This is a genomic window from Marinibacterium sp. SX1, from assembly GCF_050389775.1.
Taxonomy (GTDB): Bacteria; Pseudomonadota; Alphaproteobacteria; order Rhodobacterales; family Rhodobacteraceae; genus Marinibacterium.
The window spans coordinates 31565-49092 of record NZ_CP177153.1 but is presented as its reverse complement, the minus strand read 5'-3'; the positions used below and the strand labels follow the sequence as shown (position 1 = coordinate 49092).

Sequence of the window (17528 nt, the reverse complement as noted above, 5' to 3'; positions counted from 1 at the left end):
CGATGCCCGGACCGCAGGGCGGCAAGGATCGCGACCCGGAGGCCACCGCCCCGGCGGAGAGGCTACCCGACACGCTCTCGGCCCGGCTGGGTCCCGGGGCCGTCCGGCCCCCGCCCGCCCCGGGCGCGGTGCCCGCCGCGGCGGCCCGGGGTGGCCCGGGACGCGGCATGGGAGGCGGCACGGGGGATGGCCCGGTGCGCATCCTTCTGGCCACCTGGAACGGCGCGCGCTTCCTGCAGGCCCAGCTCGACAGCTATCTCGAACAGGACCACGACAACTGGGCGCTCTGGGTCTCCGACGATCATTCGACCGATGGCACCTGGGAGATCCTGCAGGCCTTTGCCGCCCGCCATCCCGAGCGCGAGATCGTGCTGAAACGCGGACCGGGGCGCGGCTCGGCCGCGAATTTCCTGTCGCTGCTCTGCGATCCCGAGCTGCCGGTCGGGCCGGTGGCCCTGTCGGACCAGGACGATGTCTGGCGGCCCAACCGGCTGACCGTCGGGCTGTCGATGCTCGACCGGGCGCATCCGGCGGTCTCGGCCGCCCATACCGTGGAAACCGATGCCGCGCTGACCCCGACCCGCCGGCGCGCGCGGCGCCTGCCCCCGCCGTCCTTCCACAATGCCCTGGTCCAGAACATCCTGGCCGGCAACACCCTGACCCTGAACGGCCCGGCCCTGGTCGCCCTGCGCCACGGCGGGCCGGCCCATGTGCCCTTCCACGACTGGTGGATCTACCTGCGCCTGACCGCCGTGGGCGCCCAGGTCCGGGTGCACGAGGACCGGGTGCTTTATTACCGCCAGCACGGCAGCCAGACCCTGGGCGCCCATCGCGGGCTGATCGCCGGGGCGCAGCGCATGGGCGCGCTGGCCGGCGGGCGCTACCGCGCCTGGGTGAAACAGAACCTCACCGCCCTGGTCGCCCGGCCCGAGGGCCTGCTGCCCCCCCATCGCATCGCCGCCGAACGGCTGCTGCACGACCCGTCCCGCCTGCGCGCCCTGCGCGAAAGCGGCGCGCGGCGGTCGGACATGGCCGGCCGGCTGATCCTGCCCGCCCTGGCCCTGACCCGGCGGATGTGACCCCGCCGGACGGCGCCACCCCGGCCCTGTCCAGGTCCGATCCTGGCCGCGCCCGGGCCGCATCTCGCCCCCGGCCTGCTGCTTCTTTCTCTTCGAAAATATCCGGCCCCGTCCCCGCCACGGGCCGCGGTTCCCGGCAGGGGCGCGCCTCAGCCGCCGCGCCGGACGAGATTGCCGATGGTCTGGAAGACGATGTCGAAATCGGTCCAGATCGTGCGGTTCTTCTGGTAGATCAGGTCCAGCCGGGCCTTGCGCGGCACGCAGTTGCGCGCATAGACGGCATCCGTCTCCTCGGGCGTGGCGCAGCGCTCCAGCAGGGCGGTTTCGTGCTTGTGATAGACGATGGTCGCCAGCCCGGTGACCCCGGGCCGCGATTTCAGCACCTCACCGTAGATCTCCGGGAAACGGTCGACATATTCGCGCAGGGGCGGCCGCGGGCCGACAAAGCTGAGATCGCCGCGGATGATGTTCCACAGCTGCGGGAATTCATCGAGCCGCTTGGCCCGCAGAAAGGCGCCCTCGGGGGTGACCCGCGTGGCCTTGTCGCCGCCCGACACGCCGGCATCCTCGTCGACCACGGTCATGGTGCGCAGCTTCCACAGCATGAAGGGCGTGTCCGGGGCCTTCATCCGCTCGGCCACGTAGAACAGCGGCCGGCCCTGCTTCACCCAGAGCCAGATCACGAGGCCCAGCATGACCGGGCCGAGAAGCACGACCAGGAGAGCGGCGAAGAAGAGATCGAGCAGGCGCTTGGCAGGTGTCATGCGCGGTTCATGGCGCGGGCGGCGGCGTTGCGCAAGGGGCCCCGGGCCGGTTCGGGCGGCAAGCGCTGCGTCGGGTATTTGGACCAAGAAGAAGACAGGGCCGCGGCGCAAGGCCCCGCCGGAGGCGCGGGCGGGGGTCGGGGCGAAGCGGGGGTCGGGGCGCGGGCGGGCGAAACCGGGCCGGGCGGCGGGGATCAGCCCGGCGCGCCCGTCTCGCCGCCCGTCTTCCGGGTCGTCGGGCCGGTCGTTGCGCCTTCGGTGTCTCCGATCTCCCTGTCGGCCTGCCATTCGGCGACCAGCCCGCCGGGGCTGGCCGGATCCAGCGGCACCAGGCCCTGCAGCCGGTCGGTGGCCAGTTCGACCCGCGCGATGGCCGTGTCGGGGGCCGGGCGCGGGGTCCAGGCCAGGCCCGCGGCATCCAGCAGGGCGCCCATGGCAACCGGGCCGGGCGCCGCGATGTTGAGCACCTGCGGCAGGGTCTGCCGGCCGGCCAGCCCGGCGAGGCCGGCCAGCACCCGGGCCAGCCCGGCCGGGCCGATATAGCTGCGGGCCGGGGTGGTGCCATCGGCGAAGCGGTCCAGCGTGAACCCCGCGCGCCAGCCGCCCAGGATGGCATCGGCCCCGGCGACATTGCCGATGCGCAGGATCGTCACGCCCTGCCCCGTCCGGCCGGCCCGCTCCAGCACCGCGGCTTCCATCGCGGCCTTCGATTCGCCGTAGGGCGCGGCCGGGCTGGGCGCCGCGTCTTCCTGCAACACCCCCCCGGCCCGGCCATAGACCGCCGCCGAGGAACAGACGAAGGCATGGGCCCCGGCGGCCTCGGCCGCGGCCAGGGCGGCCAGGGCCAGCTGGGTATCATCGGCCCAGGCCACGCCCCGGGCCGCCGCCGCCGGGGTGACCCCGGCCAGGCAAAGCACGGCCCGCCGGCCCCGGGCCAGGGCGGCCAGCCCCTCCGGATCGGCCAGCGGATCGCAGGGCTGCAGCCGCGCGCCGGCGATGGCCCCCGGCCCGGCCTGCCGGGCACCCCATGTCACCGCCCCGGCAGGCAACCCGCCCGGCCCGGCCCAGTGGCGTTGCAGCATGCGACCGAGGCGACCTGTTGCCCCCATGACCAATATGGCGGGAATTTGCATGTTTTCTGGCAGAATGGTTTGACCCTCCCCCGGCTCCCGGCCATTAACGTTTCCGCATCTAGCACGGAAATACAGGCTGCACCCTCCCATGATCCACCCGATCCGCTTCTGCCTGATCGCCCTGACCTGTCTTGCTCTTGCCGCCTGCGGCCGCCTGCCCGCCAGCGGCCCGGCCAGCAACGAGATCCTGAGCCAGGTGGCGGAGGACAACAACGAATTCGCCGTCTACCGGGTGACCCGGGCCTTCCTGCCCACGGTCGAGAAATGGCCCGTGACCGGCAAGATCGAGCGGATCGGCTGGATCGGCAAGACCACCGGGGCCAGCAGCCAGATCATCCAGTCCGGCGACGTGCTGAACCTGACCATCTGGGACAGTTCCGACAATTCGCTGCTGACCGGCACCGAACAGCGCGCCGTGCAGCTGGACGAAAGCCGGGTGGCGCCCAACGGCACGGTCTTCGTGCCCTATATCGGCGATGTCAGCGTCGTCGGCCTGACCCCCGACCTGGCCCGCCGCGAGATCCAGGCCCAGCTCGAGGCCATCGTGCCCTCGGCCCAGGTCCAGCTGTCGATGACCGAAGGCCGCAGCAACTCGGTCGAGCTGGTCGGCGGGGTCGGCGCGCCGGGCACCTACCCGATGCCCGACCGCAATTATTCGGTGATGAGCCTGATCGCCGCCGGCGGCGGCGTGCGCACGGGCATCAACAACCCCCAGATCCGCCTGGTCCGCGGCGCGTCGATCTATGGCACCTCGATCGAACGCCTGCTCGACAACCCGGGCTACGACACCCTGCTGCGCGGCGGCGACAAGGTCTTCGTCGAGGACGACCGGCGCTATTTCCTGTCCTTCGGCGCCACCGGCACCGAGGCCCTGCACACCTTCCCCAAGGATGATGTCTCGGCCATGGACGCCATCTCGATCATCGGCGGCGTCAACGAACGCCTGGCCGATCCGCGCGGCCTGCTGATCCTGCGCGAATACCCGTCCTCGGCCGTCAGCCCCGGCGTGCGCGGCCCGCGCAACACGCGGGTGGTCTTTTCGGTCGACCTGACCAATTTCGACGGGCTGTTCTCGGCCCGCAACTTCCCGGTCAATTCGGGTGACGTGGTCATCGCCACGGAATCGCCGATCAACGATGTCCTGACCATCTCGCAGATCTTCGGCCAGTTCTTCGGCGTCTTCAACGCGGCCAACTCGCTCTGACCGGCATCGGCTGACCGGGTCTGATCGGGGCCTGACAGGAACAGATGGGGGCGCCCCGCCTCGCCCCCGCCCCTCCCCGGCATCAGCACGCAAAAGGGGCGGCCCCAAAGACCGCCCCCCTGCTTCTTTCTCTTCAAAAATATCCGGCCCCGTCCCCGCCACGAGCCGCGGCCCCGGGGGTCGGGCACAGGCCTGCCGCACCCGGCCGGTATTCATTGACAAGACCCCCGCCTCATCTACTCTGATCCGGCCAGACGTGCCCGGACCTTTCGATCTGCTGTCGCACACCCCGTGTTTGCGGACCGGCACATGGACCAAGAGAGTTGCAGGCTGCGCAAGACCATTTCCCTTCACTGCCCTCCCCGACGACCACGGCACCGGTCCGCCGCCCCCCGGATATCCGGGTCGCCTTCCGGCGCGGACAAGCTAGATCGGCCATTCGGACCCCCGGGGCCGACATCCAGCCATTGAAAGACCTCGCACGATGAAACCATTCCTGGACGCACCGCCGCGCTCACCCGACTTCCTGTGCATCGGTGCGCAGAAATCCGGCACGACCTGGCTTCATGCCAACCTGACCCACCACCCGCGCATCTGGATGCCGCCGGTCAAGGAACTGCAATACTTCAACCAGGTCCACATCCCCGCCCACCGCAGCTGGACACAGGAGCACCGCGACAGCCATGCCATGCGCTCGCTGTCGAGCTACGTGCGCAACAACGACCCGCTCAACCTGCATTACGTGCGGCTGCTGACACTGATCACCATGCGCGGCGTCGACGACGATTGGTACCGCGAGATCTTTGCCGCCGCCGGCAGCAAGATCGCCGGCGAGATGACCCCGGAATACTCGCTGCTCGACGACACCGGCATTGCCCATATCCTCGGGCTGGCCCCCGACGCCCGGTTCATCTTCATGATGCGCGATCCGATCGAACGCTGCTGGTCACATGTCCGCATGATCCATCACCGGACCCCGCCCTGCGGCATCCCGCTTGAGGAACTCGCGCTGCTCGACGACATCTGCGACCGGGCGGATTATCCGGCAATCCTCGACCGCTGGCGCCGCCACGTGCCCGGGGACCGCCTGCTCACGCTGTTCATGGACGACGTGGCCCGGCGGCCGCTCGACCTGCTGCGCGAGACGATCGGCTTTCTCGGCCTGGACTTTGACCCGGCCCTGTTTCCGCAGGCGCAAAAGAAGGTCCACGAAGGAGAAGCGCTGGATATTCCGGACGGAATATACGAGAGGATGAAAGAACGGTTCCGGCCGGTTTACGATCGGCTGGCAGACGAGTTTCCCGACGTGGCGGTCTCCTGGCGGGCACGTCATTTCTGACATGCCTCCGGGGCCCCCGCCCCGCCGGGGCCCGTCGACAGACGCAGTGGACAGGTCATGAAGGAAACCGGATGAAGGAAGTCTGCATTCTTGCGATGCCGCGCACTGGCACAAATTACATGTGCTCGCTCTGGGGAAAGCTCGAAGGACATGCTTCCTTTGCGGAGATCTTCCATAGACAATCCGCTTATGGCTGCAGGAAGTATGTCGGCGACCTGGCCGCGACCTTCGGGCTTGAGGCCACGGAGCCGGAAGATCCGGCCCTGACCGCGGCAATGCGGGCTGATCCTGTCAGGGCCATCAAGGCCCTGTCGGAGGCCTGCGCCCGGGACGGCCATGACAGCCTGTCCTACAAGATCTTCCCCGCACATCTCAAACGGGACGCGCTGGAACCCTTCATGGCCCGGGAAGGCACGATGTTCGTCGTGGTCAAGCGGCTGCTCATCGATTGCTACATCAGCAGCCGCAAGGCCATGGCCCTGCAGACATGGACCGGGGCCAACACCACCGGCCAGAAGATCACCCTGGATTTCGCGGATTACGACCTGTGGTTCCAGCAGCGCAGGGATTGGTACGACTGGATCGACGGATCACTGTCGAAACTGGACAACCCGCATTGCATCCTGACCTACGAGGCCGACATCAACTGCGAGGCCTCCGAACACCTGGCCGTGGCCCTGGACGCCCTGGCCGGGATGGGCCTGGACAAGACCGTGTCCGGCCAGAAGATGACCTCGAACCACACCAAGCAGGACAAGGCGGCCAATTACCACCAGAAGGTGTCGAACTGGCGCGAATTCTGCGCCGAGGCGCGGACGGCGGGGAAGATTGAAACACTATTCTCGTACGGGTAACCTCCCCCAGTGGTGAGCATGTGTCCCGTCGGGCAGAACCATCCGACATGAAGGCAGAACAAGGATTCCCGGCGTGACGACGTTTGTCCTGGGGCTTGGCGCACAGAAGGCCGGGACAACCTGGCTGCACCGGCAGATCTCCGAAAACCCGAACGTGAACATGGGGTTCGTGAAGGAGTACCACGTCCTCGACGTGCTGACGATTCCGCACATGTTCGGCATGCTGCGCAAGCGGCTGGACAGCCTGCCCGCGTTGCCCGCCAATGCCGATCGCGAGGCCGTGCTCGCACATGCCCGGCGGCGCGAATTCAAATGGCTGGGCTTCTACACGGATCCCGAGGCCTATTACGATTACTTCGCCCGCCTGCTGCGCGAGGACGGCATCGACCTGACCGGCGACATCACCCCGTCCTACAGCGGCCTGAGCGCCGAGACCCTCGCAACCGTGCAGCGCGCCTTCCGCGACCGCGGGATCACGGTGAAATGTGTCTTCCTGATGCGTGATCCGGTCGAACGCCTCTGGAGCGCGGTCCGCATGCAACGGCGCCTCAAGCTCGATCAGAAACCGGACCACGTCTTCCCCCAATCCGAGGAGAAGGCCGTGCTCAGGGCCATGAACACGGCCGATGCCCGCCTGCGCGGAACCTACCAGGACACCATCCGCAACATCGAAGCGGTCTTTCGTCCCGAAGACCGCTTCGTCTGTCTCTACGAAACCCTTCTCGACAGCCCTGCCGAATGGGCCCGGCTGAAAGCCACGGTCGGGGTTGATCTGAAAGACCCCGATTACGCGTTCAAACACAACGTTTCGAAAAAGAGCGCGCCCATTTCCCGGGACACGATGGAACAGGTCGCGCAGACCTATGCCGACACCTATACCTTCATCCGGGCACATTTCCCCGACATGGAGATCGATCGGCACTGGCCAAGCGCCTCCCTGGATCCGGTCCGGCAGGCGGGATAGACACGCCGCGGCAGCACGACCGGGCCCGGCGCTCTGCCGCGCAACACCCAAAAATCCCGGGCCAGCCCCCGAAGGAGCACATGCCCCCTGCCAGCCCCTCCGCGCCACCTCTGACGTCACGCAGGGCCTTGCCCCGTCGCCCTTTGCAGCGCAAGGTCCACACGGCGTCGGAAATTACTTTACAATGAGTAGTATCAGGCTGGTGCAAAGACAGTACGGCGCCTAAGACGTTGCACACCGGACCCTCCACCCCTTTCCCAGGCCAGCCTCAATTCAGAAGACGAGAATTCCCAAGATGAAGTCATTTGAAGATCACAGGACACAACTGGAAGCCGAATTTTCCTCTCTCCATGGCACGGACCTGGTCCGCAAGCTCGTGGATACCCTCGCGCACCAGGCCCGCCGGATCGACGCGCTGGAATCCTCCGTTCAACTGCTCAACGCCTACCAGGAAGGCCGCGACCTGCTCCTGAACATCCAGGAACCGGTCTCGGCCACCGAGATCGAAATGGCCTCGTCCTTCGAACTCAGCGCGATGGAACACCTGCCCCGGTCGAGCGGTTTTCACGGGATCGAATTCGACAATGCGGGCAACCCGTTTCGCTGGGCCGGGGAAAGCGGGCTTCTGACCTTTACCTGTTACATCGACCGCGGGCGCCCGAACACGGTCACGCTCGACCTGATCAACTCCGTGGAACCGGCCAATTACGAACACCTGGCCTTTTTCGACGACGATGCCGAACGCCAGGTCACGCTCGAAAAGACCACCCCGGCCGGGCGCCGGGTGACATCGGTGCTGCCAAGCCGCGACCAGGCAACCGGCCCGACGACGCTCACCTTCCGCTTTCCCCATTTCCGCCGCCTCTCCGAAGATGACCGTCGGACCGCCGCTGTGGCCTTCCACAGCCTGCTGGTCACCGGGGAAGAGGCCGCCTGATGCAGCCCACAGCGAAGGCATCGACCGGGACCGCGGCGGACGGCCCGGCCCCGCGGATCGCGGCCGCCATCTGCACCTACAACCGCCATGACCTGCTGGCGCTGGCCATCGACTCCTGCCTGGCCCAGGACATGGCCCTGTCGGATTACGAGATCATCGTGGTCGACAATTCGCCCGACCACGCCGCCGCCGCGCAGTTCGGCGAGGCCTACAAGGACCGGCCCAACCTGACCTACATGGTCGAAAAGACCCCGGGCCTGTCGAATGCGCGCAACGTCGCCGCCCGGCACACCCGGGCCGATGTCATCGCCTATCTCGACGACGATGCCATCGCAAAACCCAACTGGCTGCGCGAACTGGTCCGGGCCTTCGAATCCTTCGGCCCGTCCGCGATGATTGCCGGCGGCAAGATCAGCCCGATCTGGGACGTCCCGCGGCCCGCCTGGCTGGGCGACAGCAAGCTGGGGCATGTCTCCGTCGTCGACTGGGGCGGGGCCACCCGCGTCATCAAGCGCAATGAATGGATCGCCGGCGCCAACATCTCGTTCCGGCGCGCGCCCCTCCTCCAGATCGGCGGTTTCGATACCGAACTCGGGCGCAAGGGTCCGGAAAGCAGCCTTCTGAGCAACGAGGAAACCGACGTGTTGCGGAAACTGTCGGATCTCGGCGGCCTTGCGCTCTATGTCCCCGAGGCCGAAGTCGACCATCTGGTCGATCGCCGGCGGCTCGACCAGATGTGGTTCCGCCGCCGTTCCGCCTGGCAGGCCGTGTCCGATTCCATCAACGATCCCACGGTCGACGGATGGGCGGCCGACGCGATGGACAACGCCCTGGAATACCTGCTGCGGCAGCCCCCGCGCTACCGCTCGGTCGCCGGGTTCAACCGCCCGCTCGAAGACCCCGAGGACTTCGAGGCACAGCTGGACGCGATCTACAATTACACCATCGCGATGCTGTCCGGGTTCAAGGGCAAGCCCTGATGACACCGGCCCATCCCAAGGCACGAGAGACCTATTGGCGCGGGCGCGTCGTGCTTGTCGTCTCGCCCACGCCGACCCATCCGCAGGATTACGGCAACCGACGGCGGATCTACCGGGTCTGCAAGATGCTCCAGGATGCCGGCGCCGCGATCCATTTCGTCCATTACGCCTCCGAGGCCGAATGGCGCGGCAAGCTGCCCGCCAGGGCGCAGCAGGCGATGATGGAAGAATGGGACGGCTATTACCTCGTGCCCCCGACCCGGGACCTGCACAGCGATCCGGCCGGCACGCATCACGGCATCGATGAATGGTGGGACCCCCAGCTCGAGGCCACGCTGGGCTGGCTCGGCGACAAGATCCTGCCGGACGTGGCCATCGTCAATTACACCTGGCTGTCGCGGGCGCTCGATTTCATGCCCCGCGGCACGCTCAGGATCCTCGACACCCATGACAAGTTCTCCGGGCGCAAGGAATTGCTGGGATCCTACGGCATCGCGCCCGAGTTCTTCTACACGACCGAAGACGACGAGAAGATCGCGCTCGACCGGGCCGATATCGTCTGGGCCATCAAGGACGAGGAACGCCTGCTGTTCCAGGCCATGACCGCCAAGCCGGTCGTGACCGTGCCCCATGCCGATCCCGGCACCTACCTGCCCCGGCGCGCCGGGCCCGCCGACCCGGCCGACCACGAGCTGCGCATCGGGGTCATGGGCGCCCGCAACAGCATCAACCTGCAGAACCTGAACCGCTTCCTGGATGTCGCCGCGCCGCTGTTCCGCACCTACCTGCCGCCGCTCAGGATCGTCATCGGCGGCACCATCTGCGAGATGCTGGACCATTGCGACCTGCCGTTCGTCGAAAAGGTCGGCTGGGTCGAGGATGTCGAGGACTTCTACCGCGACATCGACGTGGCGCTGGTGCCGATGGAATTCTCGACCGGTCTCAAGATCAAGACCTCCGAGGCCATGACATTCGGCCTGCCGGTCATTTCGCATGCCCATGCCTTCGAGGGCTACACCCCCTTCCACCCACACCAGGCCCTGGCGTCGTTCACCGAAATCGCCGAGGCCTGCATCGATCTCGCCCATGGCGGCCCCGATGCGCTCGACCAGCTCCGCCTGGCCACCATGGGCAGCCACCGGGCCGTGTCGACCGCCATGCAGAAGGGGGTCGACGCCACCGGGGCGATGATTGCCGAGACGCAGAGCTATACCCTGATCTGCCCGGGGCTCGGGAGCGTCTCGAAAGGGTCGCTCTTCGAGGCGCTGGCCAGGAGCACCATGACCTACCTTGGTCACCGCAGCCCGATCGCGCTCTATTTCGACGAGATCCCGGATGTCAGCGGCCTGGCCCGGTTCTGCATGAGCGCCCCCGCAAGCCAGATCTACGTGAACAGCGCCGCCCGGGCACAGCTGGCCCCCAAGGACATCGAGTGGCTCGAGAATACCGGCATCCGCTGGAGCGGCTTTGCCGCGCTGCTTTCGCATCTGCGGATCCGCCATCTCTGGCTGGGCCATGTCCCCGGGCTGGCCGGGCTGCATGCAACACCGGCCTTCGACCGGATCTACCTCGACCTGCCCAACCTCCATTGCACCGACATCGACACGATCATCGACACCGTCGGCAAGCTGACGGGGCCGTTCACCTCGGTCAGCGTCCTGGCCAACAGCGATACGCCCGCGGCGTCCCGCCTGCGCAAGGCGCTGCGGGCCGAGATGACCCAGGTGCTGCCCTTCTGGGGCAAGGAATTCCCGCTGATGTGGGACATGTCCCCGATCGATGCGGCCAGCCGCTACGGTATCACGGTGATCCTCGAGACGGCCTCGCCGGCGATCATCCAGGTCGTGTCGGAACTGGCCGCCATGGCCGGCCAGCCGCTTCTCAACGTCATCCATCTCGATGACGAGAGCACCGAGATACGCCGGGTCCACCGGACCGGGCTGGAAATCCGTTATCTCCCGCCGAAATCCCTGACCCGCGCCAACCTGGGCCTGCTGCGCGGCGTCAGCACCACCGTGAACTTCGCGCCATCGAGCCTGTTTGCCCGGATGCTCGTGTCGATCATGCGCTCGGCCGGGCAGGACGTGATCATCCCGGCCCCCGAATACGACCCCGAGCTCGACAGGATGCGCAACCCGACCCTCCTGGGCTTCATGCGCGATCTGCATGACCGCCTGCAGACCCCCAGGGAAACCGGCGATCCCGGCGACCGCTATGCCGCGCTTTTCGATTACGATCCGGGGTGGGCGGCGATCTGGGCCCAGTACTGATCCCTGTCCCGCCCCCCGGGGACACCATCCTGCGCCCGGGCTCCCGGCCCCGGCTCCCTTCCGCTCAGCTCCCACAAGAGGGCAGATACCGTCATGTGCGCAAAGAAACTCGCCCCCAAGGCCCCCGACTTCTATTGCATCGGGGCACAGAAAGCCGGCACGACCTGGCTGCACAGCAACCTGCGCCGGCATCCGGACATCTGGCTGCCGCCGGTCAAAGAAGTGCAGTATTTCAACCAGGTCCACGTGCCCGGTCATGCCCAGTGGACCCAGTGGCACCGCGACGAACATGCCGGGCGCAGCCTGCGCAACTATTTCCGCAACAACGAGGAATACAATTTCTTCTACGTGCGGATGCTGGCCACGATCACCGATCCGGCGGTGGATGACGACTGGTATCGCAATGTCTTTTCCTATGCCGGCCCCGACCGCCTGGCCGGCGATCTGACGCCGGAATACTCGCTGCTGCCCAAGGCCGGGATCGAGCACATGCTGACCCTCTCACCCGACGCGAAATTCCTCTTCATCATGCGCGATCCGATCTCCCGAAGCTGGTCGCATGTGCGGATGCTGATGAAACGCCAGGGCAGCGATCGCGGACACCCCCAGGCCCTGCTCGATCAGCCCGACGTCTTCGCCCGCTCCGACTATCCGGCCATCCTGGACCGCTGGCAGGGCTGCGTGCCCGAAAGCAACCTGATGGTCGGCTTCTTCGACGAGATCAGTGCCAGCCCGCAACCGTTCCTGCGCAAGGTGATCGAATTCATCGGGCTGGAGTTCGAGCCCGACCATTACGGGGATCTCGACAAGGTGGTGCACAAGGGCGAGGCGGCCGAGATTCCGGGCGACATATACGACGGCCTGCGCCGCAGCTACGAGCCGATCTATCGCGAGCTCGAAAAGCGGTTCCCCGGCATTGCCGGCAACTGGATGGCCACCCACTACGGCTGAGCCGTGTCCCCCGGCAGCCAATGAGCGCCGGGGGAATTTGCGGCCCGGCACGAGACCCGGGCCCGGTCGCGGTCAGCCGTCGGCGTCTTCGACCTTGCGCTTGGTATCGGCCACCAGCCGCATCGACCGGCGCAGAAGCGTGGTGAATTCGCCAATATCGGTATCATTCCAGCTCCCATCGGCGTTCCGCTTTCCCTCCAGGGTCGCGAGCTCGGTAAATACACCCAGAACCAGATTGTCAGACATGCCTTCGGATCCTTATGAGGATTGTTACTCAACTTTTTAACTAAATCATTTTCCTCTGCATTTTCAAAGGATTTCCGGGGGATTTCCCCCGGACTGCGCCCCCCTTTGCGAGACCGCCCGTTTCATTCCCGGTGCGGCTTTCCACCCGGTCCCCGCACCTGTCTTCCGCCCCTGTTCCCCGTCCCCACACCCGCCGCGCAACACCCTGCGCGCGCCCTGCTCACCGGCTGTTCAGCCCCGCGCGCTAGCCCTCTTGGCCGACATCCGCCAGCGCGAAGGTGCCTTTCCATGTCCGACAGCTCCCAGAGCTCTCCCGTCCTGTCCCTGCCCTATATCCAGCCCTCGCAGGCCCAGAAACACGTGACCCACAACACCGCCCTGGCCCGGCTCGACCTGCTGGTCCAGGCCGTGGCCGCGGACCGCGACCGGGTCGAGCCGCCCGAAACCGTGGCTGCCGGAGCCGTGCACCTGGTCGCCGCAGGGGGCCAGGGGGACTGGGCCGGGCAGGACCTGGCCATTGCCGCCCATGACGGCACCGGCTGGGTCTTTGTCGCGCCGAAACCGGGCTGGCGGGTCCATGTCCTGGCCGAGGCCGCCGACGTGATCTTCGACGGCAGCGCCTGGGCCCTCGCCCAGGCCGGGCTCGACGGCCTCGACGAGCTGGGCATCGGCACCGCCGCCGATGCGGCCAACCCGCTGGCCGTGGCCGGGCCGGGCACGCTGCTGACCCATGGCGGGGCCGGCCACCAGCTGCGGATCAACAAGGCCGGGCCGGCCGACACCGCCAGCCTGCTGTTCCAGACCGGCTGGTCCGGCCGGGCCGAGATGGGCACCACCGGATCGGACGATTTCGCCATCAAGGTCAGCCCCGACGGCAGCGCCTGGACCACCGCCCTGAGCCTGGACGCCAGCGCCGGCACGATCGGCGGCGCGGCCGTCCAGCAGGGCCCGACCGACACCACCCCCGGCCGGCTGGCCCGGGCCGATCATGCCTATGGGCCGGGCAACCTGCTGGGCCCGGTGTCCGACAGCGGGGGCATCCCCACCGGGGCGGTGATCGAACGGGGCAGCGCCGGGGGCGGGCGGTATGTCCGCTGGGCCGACGGCACCCAGATCTGCACCGCCCAGCTGACCCTGTCGCAGGCCACCGGCGGCCGGCTGGAAGCCAGCTGGACCTATCCCCTGCCCTTCATCGGCTCGGGCGACCTGTGCTTTTCGCTGGCCCTCGATGCCGCCGATTTCAGCGCCAATGTCAGCGGCCCCGGCCTCGACGAGGCCCTGGCCCCCTGCGTGCTGGGCATCTCGGCCACGGATGTGGTCATCCGGCTCTACCGGGTGGCCGGGGGCACCGATTTCGCGGCCACCGACACCGCCGCCTGCCGGGTCCTGGTCTTCGGCCGCTGGAGCTGATCCCCGCCCGGAGGGCGGCGCCGGGGAAACGGGCGTCCGTCAGGACGGTTCGGGCAGGATCGGCGTATTGGCCAGACCATCGGGCGATGCAGCGGTCGATGTGGCGGGCGCATCGGACACGGACAACAGCCCGCCGCCCTCGCCGGCCAGGGCAAAGCCCGGGGCCTGGGCCGGCTCGCCCACCAGGTGGCGCCAGAAGCCGCCGCCGGGGGCCATGTCGCGGGCCGGGCCGGCGACGATATCCTCCAGGCAGCCCAGGTAGAACCCGTGGAAGGCCGCGTCAAAGGCCGCCCGGTCTCCCCCGGCCTCGGCCACCGGGCCGGGGCGCACGTAGATCTCCAGCCGGCCATCCGCGCGCCAGCGCGTGCCGAAGAAGAACACCGCCGCCCGGCCCTGCCAGGCCATGGTCGCCGCGCCCTGCCCCAGCGGGATCTCGCGCCCGCGCAGCCGGTGCAGGCTGGTGGCCCCGCCGAACCCGCCATCGGGCAGCAGCTGGACCAGGTGCGGATCGCGGCGCAGGATCTTCACGGCCTTCAGGAAATCGGCCTGGAAATTGCCATGGGTGCCCAGGGTCTTTTCGGTCGGATGGGTCAGGTTGGTCGGCGACTTGGCCGAAATGCCGATCAGCGGCAGGCCGGTGTCGGTCATGATCCAGGGCGCCACCACCGGCAGCCCGGCATGGGCCGAGACCAGCACGATCGACCGGCCGGCCCGGGCGGCCTCGACCATCGGGTTGGGATCGGGCTTGACCACCAGGTCGCGCAACTGGCCGGCCAGGGCCCGCACGGCCGCATCATCGGGCCCGCCCTGCCCCGGCTGCGGCCCGCCCGAGGCCGGCCAGGCGTAATATTTCAGGAAGGTCAGCAGGTCGACCGCCGCCCGGCCCCAGTTCAGCTCGGCGGCAAATGCCTCGGCCGCCGCCCCGCTCAGCCCGCGCTGGCCGGCCAGCACCCCGGCCATGTGGCGCGGCACCCAGTCGATCCCCGGGGCGGGCAACGCGGCCAGCGCATCGGCCAGCGCGGCCGGCACCGGCCCGGGCAGAAAGACCTGCATGTCGGCGGCCATCAGCCCGCTCTGGTTGTGCATGCGCAGGTCCAGCAGGTTGCGCCGGTTCTTCGCCGGCAGCGTCGGATCGGCCTCGAGCCGGGCGATCAGGGCCACCAGGGCCTCGGTCGCGCGCAGCTCTTCCAGCGCCCGGACCCACAGGATGATCACCCGCGAATGGGTCAGCTCGGAGGCCGCGGCGAGATGGGCGCATTCGACCTTCAGCCCCGAATCATACAGCGCGATCACCGTTTCCAGCAGCACCCGGCGGCGCGGGCCGCGCTGGCGGCGCAACATCCGGGGCGGCTTGTCGAGATCGCCGGCCACCTTGCGCAGGCTGGCCCGCAGGGCCTCGGCCAGGGCCGCCCGGCCGGGATCGGTCAGGGCCAGGACCGGATCGGGGAACCGGTCGGCCGGCAGGTCCAGCGCCAGACCCTCGAACAGCGCGGCATCGGCCTCGGGGCCGCGGCGGGCGGGCTTGGTGCGCCGGCGCGCCCCGGCAGGGCCCGCGCGCCCCGGCCGGCCGGGCGTGCCGGCCTCCGGTTGCGCCTGGCGGTCCGCTTTCGGATCAGGGCCAGGGACGGGATCGGGGGCAAGTTCAGGGGCGGGATTCTCCCGGCCGGCCTCTGCCGCCCCGCCCGCTGCCGCGGACGATGCCTGGGTCTCGGGGGTCTCATGCGTTTCGGGGCCCGCATTCGGCCCCTCTTCCGGCCCGGTCTTACGGCCTGTCGACATCATTTCCGTCCAGTGGCGCCCGTCCGGGCGCCGATCCCCCCTGCCCCATCCGCGGATGATGCAGGTCCACTCGTCATGTCCGGCCCATGGCCGAACCCCATCATGATCGCCCGCCCGGGCCACCTGTCAAGCCGGCGCGCCCCGGGGCGCGCCGGTGAAACGGTCAATTTCCGGTAGAATCGCGGTCAGGCCCGTCGCCGGCCATGCGGAACACCGTTCCATCCCGGCCGGCCGGGGCCCGCGCCGTCAAGGCCCGGCCGCGCCCCTCGCAACCTGTCAGACCCGGCCCGATCCCCGACGGTAACCGAACGGGCCAGCCCCCCCGGATCAGACCCCGGATCAGACCACCCGATCGGGTCCCGGATCAGATCCCCGCGATCACCGCCTTGTGGGCCTCCCAGGCCTGGCCCACGGTGATCTCGTCGGGCATCTCGTGGGCCATGCGCTGCCATTCATCGGCATTGCCCAGGCAGAATTCCATCAGCTGCGCCAGCCCGGTGTCCGAGCCCGGCAGGAAGGAATAGCCGTTCACCCCGTCGATGATCCGCCCGTCCAGCCCGCCGGCCCGGCTGGCCAGCACCGGCCGCCGCGCATCCCAGGCCTCGGACACCACCAGGCCGAAGGTCTCGGGCCAGATCGACGGCGTCACCACCCAGTCGACCGTCGACATCAGCTCGAAGACATTGTCGCGCGAATAGGACCCCACCTCGGTCACGGTCAGCTCTTCGGGCGCATCGTCCAGCACCGCCTCGATCTTGGCCAGGTAATCCTTGGTGGCATATTCCTTGTTGCCCCCGAAGACCTTGATCTCGATCTCGCGGCCCGTCGTCTCGGCCACCCGGCGCGCGGCGCGCAGGGCCACGTCGATCCCCTTGGCATCGACGAACTGGCCGAAGAAACCGAAGACATTCAGCTCGGGGCTGTGCCGGGGCTCCCAGGTCTCGGGCCGGCGGCGGTGATGGCCGTTGGCGATGACCGTGATCCGGTCGGCCTCCAGCCCCCATTCGACGAAGCGGTCCTTGAGATATTGCGACGGCGAGATGAACTGGTCGACCTTGGCAAAGGCCTGGCGAAAGCCGCGCCGGCGCAGGATGAATTCGTCGGTGTTGCGCTCGGGGAAGCAGCCGACGCATTGGTCGGGCCGGGTGTCCTGGCAGATGCCGCCCTCGTGGTAGCGATAGAGCTGGCCCTGCTTGTGGCAGATCGCCAGGTATTCATGCAGCGTGTAGATGATCTTGACGTCGGGCAGGGTCGCCCGGATCAGGTCGATCGCCTCCAGCCCGACCCACAGCGAATGGTGCACGTGGATCACGTCGGGCCGGTGGGTCTCCAGGAAGCGCTTCAGCGCCTTGTTGCGCCGCGGGTCGTAGATGCGGTGGAAGAAATCGTCGAACCGCCGGCCCGGCATCAGGAATTCGTTGTCGGTGTCGGGCAGGGCGGTGATCGAGGCGCCGACCTTGGAATATTGCGGGAACATGCGGCTGTCGATGCCCGCCAGCATGATCGCCTCGACCTCGGGATCGGCCGCGGCGGCGTCATGCAGGTCCTTGGCCACGTATTGCGCGCCGCCCTTCATGACTCGCGGATGGTAGAGCGAGAGGGTGAGGAATTTCATCGG

The 17528-nt window shown here is 68.2% G+C and carries 15 protein-coding genes; 10 read left to right on the top strand and 5 right to left on the bottom strand.

All coding sequences use genetic code 11. The annotated features are described in order from the left end of the window. Positions 1 to 2: 2 nt before the first annotated feature. The gene (locus tag ACK3BB_RS27445) at positions 3 to 1079 is read left to right on the top strand and encodes a glycosyltransferase (RefSeq protein WP_428929899.1); all 1077 of its coding nucleotides are present in this window, start codon (positions 3 to 5) and stop codon (positions 1077 to 1079) included. A 149-nt stretch (positions 1080 to 1228) separates the two neighbouring features. On the opposite strand, the gene ACK3BB_RS27440 is transcribed toward ACK3BB_RS27445, so the two are convergent. Then, complete coding sequence (locus ACK3BB_RS27440; protein WP_428929898.1) at positions 1229 to 1843, bottom strand: sugar transferase; 615 nt, start codon at positions 1841 to 1843, stop codon at positions 1229 to 1231. Positions 1844 to 2037: 194 nt separating this feature from the next. Next, positions 2038 to 2952: an NAD-dependent epimerase/dehydratase family protein gene (locus ACK3BB_RS27435; protein ID WP_428929939.1), complete on the bottom strand. Its 915-nt coding sequence runs from the start codon at positions 2950 to 2952 to the stop codon at positions 2038 to 2040. Positions 2953 to 3064: 112 nt separating this feature from the next. On the opposite strand from ACK3BB_RS27435, the gene ACK3BB_RS27430 reads away from it, so the two are divergent. The 8 genes from ACK3BB_RS27430 (at position 3065) to ACK3BB_RS27395 (ending at position 12475) form a co-directional block, all read left to right on the top strand. After that, positions 3065 to 4180 carry a polysaccharide biosynthesis/export family protein gene (locus ACK3BB_RS27430; RefSeq protein WP_428929897.1) on the top strand — a complete coding sequence of 372 codons (1116 nt, stop codon included), beginning with the start codon at positions 3065 to 3067 and terminating at the stop codon, positions 4178 to 4180. Positions 4181 to 4664: 484 nt separating this feature from the next. Then, entirely contained in the window at positions 4665 to 5519 is an 855-nt protein-coding gene (locus ACK3BB_RS27425) for a sulfotransferase family protein (protein WP_428929896.1), read from the top strand. A 275-nt stretch (positions 5520 to 5794) separates the two neighbouring features. Further along, positions 5795 to 6373 carry a hypothetical protein gene (locus ACK3BB_RS27420; RefSeq protein ID WP_428929895.1) on the top strand — a complete coding sequence of 193 codons (579 nt, stop codon included), beginning with the start codon at positions 5795 to 5797 and terminating at the stop codon, positions 6371 to 6373. 73 nt (positions 6374 to 6446) lie between these two features. Next, on the top strand, positions 6447 to 7337 hold the full coding sequence (locus ACK3BB_RS27415; protein WP_428929894.1) for a hypothetical protein: 891 nt from the start codon (positions 6447 to 6449) through the stop codon (positions 7335 to 7337). A 295-nt stretch (positions 7338 to 7632) separates the two neighbouring features. Further along, the gene (locus tag ACK3BB_RS27410) at positions 7633 to 8274 is read left to right on the top strand and encodes a hypothetical protein (protein WP_428929893.1); all 642 of its coding nucleotides are present in this window, start codon (positions 7633 to 7635) and stop codon (positions 8272 to 8274) included. Next, a complete protein-coding gene (locus tag ACK3BB_RS27405; protein WP_428929892.1) occupies positions 8274 to 9254 on the top strand; it encodes a glycosyltransferase family 2 protein in 981 nt (326 codons plus the stop codon). Before ACK3BB_RS27410 ends, ACK3BB_RS27405 begins: the two co-directional genes overlap by 1 nt. Beyond that, entirely contained in the window at positions 9254 to 11524 is a 2271-nt protein-coding gene (locus ACK3BB_RS27400) for a glycosyltransferase (protein ID WP_428929891.1), read from the top strand. The genes ACK3BB_RS27405 and ACK3BB_RS27400 overlap by 1 nt, the downstream gene beginning before the upstream one ends. Positions 11525 to 11617: 93 nt before the next feature. Then, on the top strand, positions 11618 to 12475 hold the full coding sequence (locus ACK3BB_RS27395; RefSeq protein ID WP_428929890.1) for a sulfotransferase family protein: 858 nt from the start codon (positions 11618 to 11620) through the stop codon (positions 12473 to 12475). A 72-nt stretch (positions 12476 to 12547) separates the two neighbouring features. Here ACK3BB_RS27395 and ACK3BB_RS27390 read toward each other — a convergent pair whose 3' ends face one another. Beyond that, entirely contained in the window at positions 12548 to 12721 is a 174-nt protein-coding gene (locus tag ACK3BB_RS27390) for a hypothetical protein (protein WP_428929889.1), read from the bottom strand. 288 nt (positions 12722 to 13009) lie between these two features. Between ACK3BB_RS27390 and ACK3BB_RS27385 the strand changes: the two genes are divergently transcribed. After that, a complete protein-coding gene (locus ACK3BB_RS27385) occupies positions 13010 to 14131 on the top strand; it encodes a DUF2793 domain-containing protein (protein ID WP_428929888.1) in 1122 nt (373 codons plus the stop codon). 39 nt (positions 14132 to 14170) lie between these two features. On the opposite strand, the gene ACK3BB_RS27380 is transcribed toward ACK3BB_RS27385, so the two are convergent. Both ACK3BB_RS27380 and ACK3BB_RS27375 read right to left on the bottom strand, forming a co-directional pair. Continuing rightward, positions 14171 to 15910, bottom strand: a complete 1740-nt coding sequence (locus ACK3BB_RS27380) for a hypothetical protein (protein ID WP_428929938.1) — start codon at positions 15908 to 15910, stop codon at positions 14171 to 14173. Positions 15911 to 16274: 364 nt separating this feature from the next. Continuing rightward, complete coding sequence (locus ACK3BB_RS27375; protein ID WP_428929937.1) at positions 16275 to 17525, bottom strand: glycosyltransferase; 1251 nt, start codon at positions 17523 to 17525, stop codon at positions 16275 to 16277. Between the last annotated feature and the right edge of the window lie 3 nt (positions 17526 to 17528).

Bases quoted from the DNA above. Each gene is read 5' to 3' on its own strand.
- ACK3BB_RS27410 (WP_428929893.1), top strand. From the start codon at position 7,633: ATGAAGTCATTTGAAGATCACAGGACACAACTGGAAGCCGAATTTTCC.
- ACK3BB_RS27385 (WP_428929888.1), top strand. From the start codon at position 13,010: ATGTCCGACAGCTCCCAGAGCTCTCCCGTCCTGTCCCTGCCCTATATC.
- ACK3BB_RS27440 (WP_428929898.1), bottom strand. From the start codon at position 1,843: ATGACACCTGCCAAGCGCCTGCTCGATCTCTTCTTCGCCGCTCTCCTG.
- ACK3BB_RS27400 (WP_428929891.1), top strand. From the start codon at position 9,254: ATGACACCGGCCCATCCCAAGGCACGAGAGACCTATTGGCGCGGGCGC.
- ACK3BB_RS27405 (WP_428929892.1), top strand. From the start codon at position 8,274: ATGCAGCCCACAGCGAAGGCATCGACCGGGACCGCGGCGGACGGCCCG.
- ACK3BB_RS27390 (WP_428929889.1), bottom strand. From the start codon at position 12,721: ATGTCTGACAATCTGGTTCTGGGTGTATTTACCGAGCTCGCGACCCTG.
- ACK3BB_RS27420 (WP_428929895.1), top strand. From the start codon at position 5,795: ATGCGGGCTGATCCTGTCAGGGCCATCAAGGCCCTGTCGGAGGCCTGC.
- ACK3BB_RS27445 (WP_428929899.1), top strand. From the start codon at position 3: ATGCCCGGACCGCAGGGCGGCAAGGATCGCGACCCGGAGGCCACCGCC.
- ACK3BB_RS27380 (WP_428929938.1), bottom strand. From the start codon at position 15,910: ATGTCGACAGGCCGTAAGACCGGGCCGGAAGAGGGGCCGAATGCGGGC.
- ACK3BB_RS27395 (WP_428929890.1), top strand. From the start codon at position 11,618: ATGTGCGCAAAGAAACTCGCCCCCAAGGCCCCCGACTTCTATTGCATC.
- ACK3BB_RS27375 (WP_428929937.1), bottom strand. From the start codon at position 17,525: ATGAAATTCCTCACCCTCTCGCTCTACCATCCGCGAGTCATGAAGGGC.
- ACK3BB_RS27425 (WP_428929896.1), top strand. From the start codon at position 4,665: ATGAAACCATTCCTGGACGCACCGCCGCGCTCACCCGACTTCCTGTGC.
- ACK3BB_RS27430 (WP_428929897.1), top strand. From the start codon at position 3,065: ATGATCCACCCGATCCGCTTCTGCCTGATCGCCCTGACCTGTCTTGCT.
- ACK3BB_RS27435 (WP_428929939.1), bottom strand. From the start codon at position 2,952: ATGGGGGCAACAGGTCGCCTCGGTCGCATGCTGCAACGCCACTGGGCC.